The organism is Nocardia sp. NPDC051981, from assembly GCF_040680715.1.
Taxonomy (GTDB): domain Bacteria; phylum Actinomycetota; class Actinomycetes; order Mycobacteriales; family Mycobacteriaceae; genus Nocardia.
The window spans coordinates 22,729-35,357 of the sequence record NZ_JBFAXK010000015.1 but is presented as its reverse complement, the minus strand read 5'-3'; the positions used below and the strand labels follow the sequence as shown (position 1 = coordinate 35,357).

General features: G+C 68.8%; 13 protein-coding genes. 10 read left to right on the top strand and 3 right to left on the bottom strand.

Annotated features, from left to right (window positions below; all coding sequences use genetic code 11):
- Positions 1 to 14: 14 nt before the first annotated feature.
- The gene (locus AB0L60_RS24585; RefSeq protein WP_364617861.1) at positions 15 to 857 is read left to right on the top strand and encodes an acyl-ACP desaturase; all 843 of its coding nucleotides are present in this window, start codon (positions 15 to 17) and stop codon (positions 855 to 857) included.
- A gap of 76 nt (positions 858 to 933) precedes the next feature.
- Here the strand turns inward: AB0L60_RS24585 and AB0L60_RS24580 are convergent, their stop codons facing one another.
- Positions 934 to 1,401 carry a PaaI family thioesterase gene (locus AB0L60_RS24580; protein WP_364617859.1) on the bottom strand — a complete coding sequence of 156 codons (468 nt, stop codon included), beginning with the start codon at positions 1,399 to 1,401 and terminating at the stop codon, positions 934 to 936.
- A gap of 154 nt (positions 1,402 to 1,555) precedes the next feature.
- On the opposite strand from AB0L60_RS24580, the gene AB0L60_RS24575 reads away from it, so the two are divergent.
- Positions 1,556 to 2,776: a cytochrome P450 gene (locus tag AB0L60_RS24575; RefSeq protein WP_364617857.1), complete on the top strand. Its 1,221-nt coding sequence runs from the start codon at positions 1,556 to 1,558 to the stop codon at positions 2,774 to 2,776.
- Positions 2,777 to 2,851: 75 nt separating this feature from the next.
- On the opposite strand, the gene AB0L60_RS24570 is transcribed toward AB0L60_RS24575, so the two are convergent.
- Positions 2,852 to 3,538, bottom strand: a complete 687-nt coding sequence (locus AB0L60_RS24570) for a hypothetical protein (protein ID WP_364617855.1) — start codon at positions 3,536 to 3,538, stop codon at positions 2,852 to 2,854.
- Positions 3,539 to 3,586: 48 nt separating this feature from the next.
- Positions 3,587 to 4,513 carry a PDR/VanB family oxidoreductase gene (locus AB0L60_RS24565; protein WP_364617853.1) on the bottom strand — a complete coding sequence of 309 codons (927 nt, stop codon included), beginning with the start codon at positions 4,511 to 4,513 and terminating at the stop codon, positions 3,587 to 3,589.
- A 201-nt stretch (positions 4,514 to 4,714) separates the two neighbouring features.
- On the opposite strand from AB0L60_RS24565, the gene AB0L60_RS24560 reads away from it, so the two are divergent.
- The 8 genes from AB0L60_RS24560 to AB0L60_RS24525 all read left to right on the top strand — a co-directional run bounded on the left by AB0L60_RS24560 (position 4,715) and on the right by AB0L60_RS24525 (position 12,576).
- Positions 4,715 to 5,875: an acyl-CoA dehydrogenase family protein gene (locus AB0L60_RS24560; RefSeq protein ID WP_364617851.1), complete on the top strand. Its 1,161-nt coding sequence runs from the start codon at positions 4,715 to 4,717 to the stop codon at positions 5,873 to 5,875.
- A gap of 64 nt (positions 5,876 to 5,939) precedes the next feature.
- Positions 5,940 to 6,467: a YiiD C-terminal domain-containing protein gene (locus AB0L60_RS24555; RefSeq protein ID WP_364617849.1), complete on the top strand. Its 528-nt coding sequence runs from the start codon at positions 5,940 to 5,942 to the stop codon at positions 6,465 to 6,467.
- Positions 6,464 to 7,369 carry an alpha/beta fold hydrolase gene (locus tag AB0L60_RS24550; protein WP_364617847.1) on the top strand — a complete coding sequence of 302 codons (906 nt, stop codon included), beginning with the start codon at positions 6,464 to 6,466 and terminating at the stop codon, positions 7,367 to 7,369. The genes AB0L60_RS24555 and AB0L60_RS24550 overlap by 4 nt, the downstream gene beginning before the upstream one ends.
- Before the next feature lie 9 nt (positions 7,370 to 7,378).
- The gene (locus tag AB0L60_RS24545) at positions 7,379 to 8,542 is read left to right on the top strand and encodes an ABC transporter ATP-binding protein (RefSeq protein ID WP_364617845.1); all 1,164 of its coding nucleotides are present in this window, start codon (positions 7,379 to 7,381) and stop codon (positions 8,540 to 8,542) included.
- A 35-nt stretch (positions 8,543 to 8,577) separates the two neighbouring features.
- Entirely contained in the window at positions 8,578 to 9,948 is a 1,371-nt protein-coding gene (locus tag AB0L60_RS24540) for an ABC transporter substrate-binding protein (RefSeq protein ID WP_364617843.1), read from the top strand.
- A complete protein-coding gene (locus AB0L60_RS24535; protein WP_364617841.1) occupies positions 9,945 to 10,802 on the top strand; it encodes a metallophosphoesterase in 858 nt (285 codons plus the stop codon). Before AB0L60_RS24540 ends, AB0L60_RS24535 begins: the two co-directional genes overlap by 4 nt.
- Positions 10,803 to 10,880: 78 nt before the next feature.
- Positions 10,881 to 11,759 (top strand): sugar ABC transporter permease, encoded by an 879-nt coding sequence (locus AB0L60_RS24530; RefSeq protein ID WP_245550437.1) that lies wholly within the window; start codon positions 10,881 to 10,883, stop codon positions 11,757 to 11,759.
- Entirely contained in the window at positions 11,749 to 12,576 is an 828-nt protein-coding gene (locus AB0L60_RS24525; RefSeq protein WP_364617839.1) for a carbohydrate ABC transporter permease, read from the top strand. Before AB0L60_RS24530 ends, AB0L60_RS24525 begins: the two co-directional genes overlap by 11 nt.
- Positions 12,577 to 12,629: the final 53 nt, after the last annotated feature.

The following is a 12,629-nucleotide window of genomic DNA, read 5'->3' as shown; positions in this document are numbered from 1 at the left end:
CGTCAGGAGTATCGATGAGCATCGAATCCGCGCTGCTGCCGGTCGGTGAACTGGTGGCGGCGGTGGACGGCTTTCTGGCCGCCTCGCCCGCCACCCGGGCCTGGGACGTGGAGACCGCCTTCGACTGGGCCGGCGCAGACGCCGAGCGGCTCACCGAAGGACAGCGCTCGGCGGTGCAGTTCGTCACCTACATCGAGGATCACCTGCCGGGGTACTTCGATGTCTACCACCGGTGTTTCCCGGTGAACGACAGTGTCGAAATGCCCGCGTTCGTCCACAATCGCGAGCTCTACCACTTCACGGTGCGCTGGGCGCTCGAGGAGGACACCCACGCCCGCGCGCTCAACCGGTACCAGGTGGCCTCCGGCATCGCCGAAAGAGACTCCCTGCGGACCGAATTGGCGGTGGAGGGCCGCAAGCCGTTCGACCTGCCCTACGAGCATCCGGTGCAGTTCTTCGCCTACGCGCTGGTGCAGGAGAAGGCGACCCAGATGTACTACCACCAATTGCGGGACGTCTCCGGCGATCCCGTGCTGGCGGCGGTGCTGAGCCGGCTGGCCCGCGACGAGGCGCGCCACTTCAGCTTCATGGCCGATGTAGTGGGCCGCTACCTGCGGGTCCAGGGTGACGCGGCGGTGGAGCCCATCCGGGACGTGATCGCGGGATTCCGGATGCCGCTGGCGGATACGCTGCGCGGCTACTGGCGATGGGCGCTGCGCATCGCCGAGGTCGCCGACTACGACCACACCGAGGCGTACGACCATCTGCTCAAGGTGATCGACCGCGCCGTCGACTCCCGCACCGACCGCATCGACGAACTGACCCGCTTCATCGCCCAGTGCCGCGCCCTGGCCTGACCGGGGCACCACCGAGAAGGCCCGGCTCCTGGCGGGAGCCGGGCCTTCTCGCGCGGTCAGCGGTTTCTCGTTCGGATCAGCCCTGCGGGCCGAGCACCAGGATGGTGGTGGAGCCGTGCGCGATGAGCTTGCCGTCGGCATCGGTAATGCGGCCCTCGGCGGTCGCGGTGCGCCGGCCCACGTGCACCGCGGTGGCCTCGCAGGTCAGCCGCTTTCCGTCGATGGCGACCGAGCGGATGAAGTTGACCTTCAGTTCCAGGGTCGTATAGGCGGTGTTGTCACCGAGTTTCGTGAAGACGGCGCTGCCCATGGCGGTGTCCATCAGGGTGGCGATCACGCCGCCGTGCACGGTGAACATGGCGTTGATAGTGGCCGGATTGGGGTCCAGGTAGTACCGCGTGAAGCCGTCCCCGGCCGCCTCGAGCCGGATGCCCAGCGACGCACCGACTCCGAGCTTCTCGTCCAGGCCCCGCTGGAATACCTCGGTCAATTCGCCGACGCGCGACGCGACGGTGCCGTTCACCTGAATGCCGGTGCTGGTCATTGTGCCATCCTCTCTGGACTGCGATGTCCTCGAATTCGACCAGGCCAGGGTGAATTCCGGTTCGCCGCAAGCCATTCCATTCCGATCTCCGATCGGATGATCGAGATCTCACCGTCCCCCGGGCCCCGTCCGTCCCGGTGCATAGGCTCACGTAATGGCCGATATCCACGCCCCGGACCGGATCGAAATCATCGGCCCGGAATTCTTCGCCGACCCCCACGGCCACTACCGCCGCTGGCGCGAGCACGGCCCGGTCCGGCGAGTTCGCTTCCCCGACACCATTGTTCGCTGGGTCATCCTCGACTACGCGGCGGGCCGCGCCGCCCTGGCCGACCCTCGCCTCCACAAGGACGCGGCCGAGACCGACGCCCTGCTCAGCGCCAAACGCGGTACGCCGCGGTCGGACCCGAGCACCCTGGCGCTGCTCACCCACATGCTCAATACCGATCCGCCCGGACACACCCGGCTGCGGAAGCTGGTGACCCGGGCCTTCACCCCGCGCCGGGTGGCGGAGTTGCAGCCCCGCATCGAGGAGATCACCGCCTCGCTGCTGGATGCCCTGGAGGGACGTGCCGAGGCGGATCTGTTGCGCGACTTCGCCGAACCACTGCCGATCACGGTGATCTGCGAACTGCTCGGGGTACCGCTCGACGACCGCGCGGACTTCCAGGACTGGACCCGGGCGCTGGTCGCCGTCGCCGGCCTGGAGGAAGATCGCGCCCGCGCCTCGAAGGCGATGGCTACCTACCTGACCGGGCTGGTACGCGTGAAGGCTCAGGAGCCCGCCGCCGCCGATCTGCTCTCCACGCTCGCCGTCCCCGCCGACGACGGCGACGCCCTCACCGAGGCCGAGCTCGTCGGTATGGCGTTCCTGCTGCTGGTCGCCGGGCACGACACCACGGTCAACCTCATCGCAAATGGCATCCTCGCACTGCTCCGCAATCCGGCACAGCTGCGAGCCCTGCGCGCCGACCCCGACGCGATCCCCGCCGCCGTCGAGGAGTTCCTCCGCTACGACGGCCCGGTCAACCTGGCCACGGTCCGATACACGACCGAACCGATCGTCATCGCCGGAACACCCATCCCCGCAGGCGAATTCGTCTACGTCGCGCTCGCCGCCGCCAATCGTGACGCCGACCGCTACCCGGCCTCCGGCACCCTCGATCCCACCCGCAACGCCACCGGCCATCTCGCCTTCGGCCACGGCATCCACTTCTGCGTCGGCGCGCCACTGGCCCGACTGGAAGCACGAGTCGCCTTCACCGCCTTGCTGTCCCGATTCCCGAACCTGCGCCCATCCCCCGCCGCGGAAACCCTCGCCTGGCATCCGAGCACCCTCATTCGCGGCCTGCACGAGCTCCCGGTCCTGCTGTAAACCAAAAGGCCCCGCCCGGATCGATGATCTGGACGGGGCCGTGTCCCCCGGGCGAGACTCGCCGGGTCTACACGCCTACTTCGCGGGCGTGAAGGGCTGGTTGATCGTGGTGAAGTACTGGATGGCAGCCGCGATGGCGACCGGCGCGGTCACGAAGAGCTGACCGGCGATGGTGCCCAGGAAGCCGACGGCGGCCGCACCCGCGACACAACCGGCCAGTGGGCCCGCGCCGAAAAGCAGCGCCAGGGCGCCGGTCAGGGTCGCGCCCAGGGCGGCACCGGCCAGGCAGCCCAGACCGGCACCGCCCAGGCCGCCGACCAGGGTGCCGATGGCGGCGCCGACGGAGATGGTGTCACGCATGCGACCCCAGGCCGCCTGCTCACGGTCGTACGGGGTCTTCCAGGGGGCCTGGTCCTCGTAGGGCAGGGCGACCGGCTTGTACACCGCGTGCGCCTCGTCGAATTGCGGGGTCAGGGTCGCGGTGCGGTCCTTGATGTCGGCCGCGATCGGGAAGACGAAGTCGTCGACCCGGAAGGAGAGCTCGGTGCCGCCGAGCACGATGCCGTTGGCGGCCTTGATCTTGAAGATGCCGTCCTCGACCGTCATCGAACCGGCGTCGGTGCGCACGATCGTGGAGGTTCCGGTGTCGGTCGCCGTGTAGTTCGTGACATCGGCGGAGTCCGCCTGGGCGGTACCGGTAACGCCGGCGCCGATGCACAGCGTGGCGGCGAGCAGCGCGGACGCCGCAGCAGTATTCCTCATCCTGGTTCTCTCTGCGTTCTTTCGCTTGTTTTCCTTGTGCTTCTCGTGTCACAGGTCGAGCACGAGAACATCTGAGACGGCCCGCGAGACGCAGGGCATCAGGGTTGTTCCGGACGCACGCTCGACAGCGGAGAGCACCGAATCACGGTGCTGTACTTCACCTTCCAGGAAGGTCGTCTCGCAGCTTCCGCACGTGCCCTCCCGGCAGGAGGTGACGATGGCGACGCCCGCGCCCTCGAGCACGTCGACGATCGACCGGTCCGGCCCGACACGCAGCACCTGACCACTGCGTGCCAGGCGGACCTCGAAGGCGCGATCGACCCCGTTGTCGACGCGCCGTGGCACGAACCGCTCGGTGTGCACCGTGAGACCCCGGCGCGCGCCCTCGGCCTCGACGGCGTCGAGCAGCGGCGCGGGTCCGCAGCAGTACACGGTGGCGGTGGTGTCGGCGAGCAGGGCCGCCAGGGGCAGCAGCCCGGATTCGTTCTGCGGCACCAGGTGTACCCGGTCGTAGCGCGCCAGCTCGCCGGTGAAGGCCAGGTGTGCCCGGGTGCGCGCGCCGTAGTGCAGGCTCCACCGCGCGCCCGCCCGGGTGGCGGCGGCCAGCATGGGCAGGATCGGGGTGATCCCGATGCCGCCCGCCAGGAACAGGTACTCGTCACCGGATTCCAGCTCGAAGTGGTTGCGCGGCACGGACACTCGCAATTCGGTGCCCGGATGCGCGGTGCGGAACAGATGCGCGGAGCCGCCCCGGCCGTCGGGTTCGTGCATGATGGCGATCCGCCAGCGCTCCCGATCGGCGGGATCGCCGCACAGCGAGTACTGTCGGACTCCGGCGCTCCCGGCGAACACATCGATGTGGGCGCCGGGCGTCCAGTCCGGCAGCGCACGGCCGCCGAGCGCGGCCAGCTCGAGAGCGAACACGCCCTCGGCCTCCTCACGTCGGCCGGTTACCCGAACCATCAACTCGGTCATCGCATCCCCTCGTCGGCCCCTGGCGGAACCGGTGTCGAACACCCGTGGACGACTCCATGTCGAACACTCGCAGACTCGGTGTCGGGCTCAGCCTGTCCGAGACGCCGGACGGAACGCGGCTCGGTCGCGGCAGTCGATTCGACCGATAGGCATTGACGATCGCCCGCCCGGCAATCGCCGCGCCGGACCGACACTGACCCCATGAGCGCTGTGGCGGAACTGGTCGACCAGACCAGGCAGTTCGTGATTGAGCAGGTCATCCCGGTGGAACGCGAGGTGGTGGCCGGCGGCCGGGTCACCGACGACGTACTGCGGCTGGACCTGCAGAAGAAGGCCAAGGAAGCGGGGGTGTTCGGCCCGCTCTCCGATCCGGAGTACGGCGGACTCGGCCTGGACACCCGGGCCCAGGCGGAGGTGCTCGAGGCGGCGGGCGCGAGCCTGCTCGGCCCGCTGGCCGTGAACGCCTGGGCCCCCGACGACGGCAACATCCATCTGCTGGCCCATGTCGCCAATACCGAACAGCGGGAACGATATCTGGCCCCGCTGGCCACCGGTGAGGTGCGCTCGGCCATCGCGCTGACCGAGCCCGCCCCCGGCGCGGGCGCGGATCCGCGCATGCTTCGCACCACCGCCGAGGAGACCGATCACGGCTGGGTCATCAACGGTGCCAAGCACTTCACCACCGGCGCCAATGGCGCCGCCTTCACCATCTGCGTGGCCATGACACCCGACGGCCCCACCATGTTCCTGGTCGATCAGGACAACCCAGGCCTGCGGGTGGGCCGCCGCATGCCGACCCTGGACCACACCAGCGCCCCGGGCGGCCACTGCGAGGTCGAGTTCGCCGACTGCGAGGTTCCCGACAGCGCGGTGCTGGGCGAGGTCGGCCGCGGCATGGAGCTGGCGCAGGTCCGGCTCGCGCCCTCGCGACTGGTGTTCTGCATGAACTGGCTGGGCCTGGCCGTGCGGGCGCAGCAGCTCACCGCCGAGCACATCCGGCAGCGTCACTCCTTCGGCGTGCCCATCGCCGAACACGGCATCGCCCAGGGCCTCATCGCGGACAACGAGATCGACATCGCGGCCGCCCGCAGCCTGGTACGCAGCGTCGCCGGCACCATCGACGCCCACGGACCGGCCTCCGCGCAGGCCCGCCACGAGACCTCCATCGCGAAAACCTTCGTCTCCGAGGCGGTCTGGCGGGTGCTGGATCGCGCGGTGCAGCTGCACGGAGGTCTCGGCGTCTGCGAGGACCACCTGGTGGCCCGATTCCTGGTGGAGGCCAGGGCATTCCGGATCTACGAGGGGCCCTCGGAAGTGCTGCGCTGGTCGATCGCCCGGCGGGCGCTGCGCGGGCCCCGCTGATTACCCGCAAGGGCGCTGATCGTTCAGAACGCGGCCGACACCCAGAACACGAAAGGAAACCGAGATGACTACCCGCACCCTGGCCGGATTCGCCACTGCCTATCCGGAACTGAACCCCGACGTCGTCGATTACGAGTACCTGCGCTCGATCTCGCAGCAGATGGTGCCCTTCGGCCGCCACGTCGGCACCCTCGTCTCCGAGATCAGCCCCGACCACGCCGTAGTGGAGATCCCGGCGGTGAACGAGGTCCGCAACCACATGGACACCGTGCACGCGGGCGCGCTGTTCACCGCGGCGGATATCGCGGGCGCGGCGGCCTTCGTCGGCGCGGCCGCGCAGCGGCTGCACACGGTGGAGCGGCTGGTGCTGCGCGGCGGCACCGCGTCCTACCGCAAACCGGCACAGGGCCGCATCCGCGCGATCGCCACCGTCGACCAGCACGAACTCGCCGACCTCCTGGCCGCCACCACATCGGCCCGCTTCGAATTGTCCGGCAAGGTAACACTGCTCGACGACAACGAGGTCATGGTGGCCAAGTTCACCTTCGACTACGTGTGCGACGTGAGCATCGTCGAGACGGAGTCGAAATGACCGGCGACACGACGACCGCCATTCCCGAATCTCGTTCGGAATTCACCACTCTGGAAAGCTCCCGGGTCGAGACCGCCGACCGTGTCTGCTTCACCGTCCGCTTCCTGCCCGCGCAGCGGCCGGACGCGCCCGTGGTCCTGATCCTGCCCGCCATGGCGATGAAGGCCAAGAACTACTACCCGCTCGCCAAAGCCCTGCATGCCCAGGGACTTTCGGTGGCGACCTGTGACTTGCGCGCCCACGGCGAGGCCATCCCGAAGCTGGGTGAGCACACCGACTTCGGCTACCGCGAGATGATCGAGACCGATCTGCCCGCCATCGTCACCGCGGTCGGGGAACGCTTCCCCGGCGCGCCGATCCACCTGTTCGGCCACAGCCTGGGCGGCCAGCTGGCCCTGCTGTTCTCCGCCGCCGAGCCGGGCCGGATCGCGGGCGTCACGATCATCGGCACCGGCACGGTCTTCTGGTGGGCGTTCGGCCCACGTCGCTGGTGGGAGGCGCTGAGCCAGATTCAGTGGATCGGCCTGGTGTCGCGGGTGAAGGGCCACTGGCCCGGGGGCGCGCTCATTCCCGCGCCCATGCCGGGCGGCGTCATGATCGACTGGTCGCTGCATTCGCTCACCAGCTACTACCGGCCCAGCGGCACCAGCCGCCGCTACAACTCGCTGCTGGCCGCCATGCGTCTGCCCGTACTGGTCATCTCGCTGTCGGAGGACGTGCTCGGACCGAAATCCAATGTGGACTTCCTGGTTTCGCGCATGCCCGCCGCCCAGGTGAGCCGCTGGCACATCGACGAGAACTCGGCCGTCGCGAACCGCGACCACTTCCGGTGGGTCCAGGACGCGCCCGCCATCGCGGCCGGCGTGGCGGATTGGATCACGACCGGCACCGCGCCGGCCTGAAGGAGAACAGTGGCCCGCTTGCAGATCGACGCGGTGTCGAAACGATTCGACACCGACTACGCGGTGCGCGAGGTGAGCCTCGACATCGCCGACGGTGAATTCCTGGTGCTGCTCGGCCCCAGCGGCTGCGGCAAATCCACGCTGCTGCGCATGATCGCGGGCCTGGAACAGCCGTCGGAGGGTCGAATCCTCTTGGACGGCACCGACATCACCGACGAGGTTCCACAACGGCGGGATCTGGCCATGGTGTTCCAGAGTTACGCGCTCTACCCGCATCTGACGGTCGCGAAGAACATCGGGTTCCCGTTGCGCGCCCGCCGCACCCCGCGGGCGCGGATCGCCGAGCGGGTCGAGCGGGTGGCGCGGACGCTCGAGCTGTCCGCGCTGCTGGACCGCCGGCCCGCCGCGCTCTCGGGCGGCCAGCGGCAGCGGGTCGCCTTGGCGCGGGCCATGGTTCGCGATCCCGGCGCGTTCCTGATGGACGAGCCGCTGTCGAATCTGGACGCCAAGCTGCGCAGCGCCACCCGCGCCGAACTCATCGCCCTGCACCGCCGGCTGGGAGCCACCTTCCTGTACGTGACCCACGACCAGGTGGAGGCCATGACCATGGCCACGCGCATCGCGCTGCTCAACGCGGGCCGGGTCGAGCAGGTCGGCACCCCGGAAGAGCTCTACGACCACCCGCGCACCGCGTTCGTGGCCGGATTCCTCGGCTCGCCGCCGATGAACATCTTCCCGGCGGAGGTGGTTTCGCACGAGGGCAAGCTGCGCGTGCGGACCGACGGTGTCGACGCCGCGCTCGGGATCGACGCCGAATCCGGCAGCATCACGGCCGAATCCGGTAGTGACGCGGGCGAAACCGGAAGCGGCACCGAGGTTCTGGCCGGCATCCGCCCCGAGCGTCTGCGCATCGACCCCACCGCCACGGCCCTGCGCGGCCGGGTGACCATGGTCGAGAACCTCGGCAGCGAGGAGCTCGTGCACGTCACCGCCGGCGTGCTGGAGCTGTGTGTGCGCGCGACCCGCCCCGCCGGTGTCCGGGTCGGCGACGACATCGGATTGCGTTGCGACCCCGCCGATCTCCACCTGTTCGACCCCGACTCCGGCCTGCGCCTGCGCTGGCAGGAGCCGGCCGCGACCCTACCCGCGGACCCGGCGGCCTCGGTCGCCTGATTCTTTCGCACCACCATTCGATGAGGAGAAGACTCGTGAAACGCACCGGCCCCGTCCTGGGCATGGTGTTCGCCGCCTGTCTCGCGCTGACCAGCTGCGGGCTGAGCGGTACCACCGCCACCGACGCCACCTCCACGGCGCAGGTCCCCGAACTACGCCCCGACCAGAAGGTCTCGATCGTCTTCGAGTCCTACAACTACGGGCTCGCCGGCGCCTGGACCGACACCTTCAACGCCCTGATCGCCGACTTCTCCAAGAAGTTCCCCAACATCACGGTGACCGCGCAGAAGCCGCAGGGCAACAGCCCCAACCCGGCCACCGACACCATCTCGAGCATCCAGAACCAGATGGTGGCCGGGCACCCGCCGGATGTCGCCCAATTGGGTTTCAGCGACCTCGATTTCACCATCCACCAGCTGGGCGCCAAGCCGGTCGACACGCTGTTCGGCAAGCAGGCGGTGCAGCAGAATTTCGACGGTGAGAAGTTCCACTTCCACCCGCGCGCCCGCACCCTCGACGACTGGGACGGCCACACCTACGGTGTCCCGTTCGTGTTCTCCACCCCGGTGCTCTACTACAACGCGAGCCTGTTCAGCCAGGCCGGGCTGGATCCGGCCAAGCCGCCGGTCACCTGGCAGCAGGTCGCCGATGACGCCAAGGCGATCACCGCGAAGACCGGTCAGGGCGGCGTGTACCTGGACTGCCTGACCAAGGCCGCCAAGGACTGGTGCTTCCAGTCGATGGTGCGGTCCGACGGCGGACGGGTCATCTCCGACGATCGCCGCATCCTCACCTACGCCGACGCCCCGAGCGTCGAGGTCACCAAGATGGCCCAGGATCTGGTCAACTCCGGCTCCATGCCGAAGCTGGCGCAGAAGCAGGGCTACGAGGCGTTCGCGCGCGGCGAGATCGGCATGATCCTCGAGACCAGCGCCATCCAGGGCACGTTCGTGGCGGGCGCCAAAGACAAGTGGGACCTGCGTTCGGCCGCCATGCCGCGCTTCGGTGACAAACCGCCGGTGCCCACCAATTCCGGTGCGGGACTGCATATTCTGACCAACGACCCGGTCAAGCAGCGCGCCGGCTGGGAGCTGATCAAGTTCCTCACCAGCGAGCAGTCCTACATGAAGATCGCACAGAACATCGGCTACCTGCCGCTGCGTTCGGAGATGGTGACCGATCCGGCCGTGCTGGGTTCGTGGGCCACCCAGAACCCGCTGCTGGCGCCGAACATCGCGCAGCTGGCCACCATGGAGCCGTGGGTTTCCATGCCGGGCAACGACTATCTGCAGATCCGCGACGGCATGATGGACGCCGTCGAGTCGATCGTGTTCCAGGGCAAGGACGCCCAGTCCACTCTCACCGCCGCCCGTACCGAGGGCGCCAAGCTGATGCCGGCCTCATGAAGGATCTGATTCTCGTCCAACTCACCGATACTCACCTGCGCCCCGCCGGTGAGCAGGTCCTCGACACCATCGACACCCATGCAACGCTGCTGCACGTCCTGAATCGGCTGCGCACCGGCGGGCAGCGCATCGACGCCTTGCTGCTCTCCGGCGACCTCACCGACAACGGCTCGCCCGAGGCGTACCGGCGGCTGCGCGAGGCCGTCGAGCCGGTGGCGGCCGAACTCGGCGCCCAGGTGCTGTATGTGATGGGAAACCATGACGAGCGCGATGCTTTCGGCGTGGAGCTGCTCGGTCTCGAACCCGGCACGGTCGACACCGCGCTGCCGCACGATCGGGTCATCGAGGTCGACGGCCTGCGGCTCATCGGCCTGGACACCACCACGCCAGGACGCCACGACGGCCGTCTCGAACCCGAGCAGCTGTCCTGGCTGGCCGAGCAGTTGCGCCACCCCGCGTCGCGCGGCAGCGTGCTGGTGCTGCACCATCCGCCATTGCCCTCGGCCATCCCGGCCGCAGAGTTCCTCAAGCTGCAGAACGCGGATCAGCTGGCCGAGGTGATCTCCGGCACCGACGTGCGCATGATCCTGTGCGGGCACAACCACATGACCGCGGCGTCGGCGCTGGGCGGGGTCCCGGTCTGGGTCGGCCCGGCGCTGGCCTACCGCATCGACGCCATGGCGCCGGCGGGCCGGCAGCAGGGTTTCGTCGGATCCGGTTTCACCCGGCTCGATGTGGTCGGCACGGCGGTCATCGCGACCGCGGTCGAGGCGGGCCCGGGTACCCGGATCTACGACAAGGCCGACACCGAGGTGCAGGAGCGGCTGGCCGCCCTCGCGGCGGAGGCCGGCTGACCGGTGTTCGTCACAGTCCCCGAACAGGACGCGCCGCCGGTGATCGCTGCGACACCGGCGGCGCGGCCGCACCGCGCCCTGCTGCGCCGCGTACTGCGCGGCGCCACACCGTATCTGTATCTCGCGCCCGCGCTGTTCCTGCTGGTGGTGTGGACCTACCAGCCGCTGGTGCAAGCCCTGCAACTGTCGACCTACTCCTGGAATCTGCTTCCGACCCAGCCCATGCGACCCGTCGGGATGGCGAATTACGAACGGCTGGTGGACCTTCCGGCGTTCTGGGCCTCCGTGCGCCGCACCGTCTGGATGATCGCCGGGCTGCTGCCGTTCACGGTCGCGCTGCCGGTGCTGATCGCGCTGGCCAGCCGGCGGGTGGGCCCGCGTGCCCGAACGGTCTATCACGCGCTGATCTTCGCGCCGTTCCTGGTGGCGCCCGTGGCGGTGGCCGCGGTGTGGCGATGGCTGCTGCACCCGCGCACCGGTTTCGTGGACAGTGTCGTTGGCTCGCAACGCAATTGGGTCTACGACGCGCAGACCGCGCAGTGGGTGATCGTCGGCATCACCGGCTGGCAGCTGCTCGGATTCGCCGTGCTGGTGGTGTGGGCCGGATTGGCCGGCATCAGCGGCGATTACGACGAGGCCGCCAGCGTCGACGGGGCCTCCCCGAGGCAGATCCGCCGCTGGATCACCCTGCCGCTGCTATCCCCCACCGTGCTGTTCCTGGTGCTGACCACCGTATTGCTCAGTCCCACCTTGACTTTCCCGCTCATCGACACCATGACCCAGGGCGGTCCGGCGCAGTCCACCACCAACATCTACTACCTGCTCTACGAATACGCGTTCCACAGCTTCGACGCCGGCCTCAGCGCCGCGGCGGGTGTGCTGCTGTTCCTCGGATTCGGTGTGGTGGCCGCCGGCCTGGTCTGGATCTCGGAAAAGGTTGCCTTCCATGATGATTGAAACCTCGCTGCCCGACCGGCTGCGCTCCGCCGGCGGCCATGTGCTGCTGGCGGGCGCGGCCGTCCTGTGCGTCTTCCCCATCTACTGGCTCTTCGCGACCGCGCTGCGCCGGCCCGAGGACGTCACCTCACTGTCACCGCTGCCCTGGCCGCTGTCGCTGTCGAACTTCACCGACGCCGCCCACCAGCTCGACATCCCCCGCCTGATCCTGAATACCTTTGTGGTGGCGGCACTCTCGGCGTCGGGTCAGCTGCTCATCGCCCTGCTCGCCGCCTACGCCTTCGGCCTGTACACCTTCCGCTTCCAGCGGCTGCTCTACCTGGCTTTCGTCGGCACCTGGCTGGTCCCGTTCCAGGTCAGCATGCTGCCCAACTACATCCTCCTGACCCGCCTGGGCCTCCTCGACACCCTGGTCGGCGCAGTACTGCCCACCCTGTGCTCGGCGCTGGCCGTACTGCTCCTGCGCCAGCACTTGGCCGCCTTCCCCAAGGAGCTGGTGGCCGCGGCTCGCATCGACGGCCGCTCATCCTGGTCGATCTTGTGGACGGTAGTGGTCCCGAACCTGCGACCCGCCTTGGCAGCGCTGGGAATTCTCCTGTTCATCAACGCCTGGAACGAATACTTCTGGCCCGCAGTAGTCCTCCGCCGCTCCAACTCCGTCCTGCAACTCGGCCTGCGCAGCTTCATGGGCACCGAGGGCGACCAATGGGGACCGCTCATGGCAGTAGCCGGCCTGGCCTGCCTCCCGGTCCTTCTGCTCTACCTGGTCCTGCAGCGGCACATCGTGAACGCCTTCGTCCGTTCGGGTCTCAAGTAGGCGTCCAACGATCCGCGCTCATCGGAACCAGTGGACAGGGCAGTGTGCGGCCG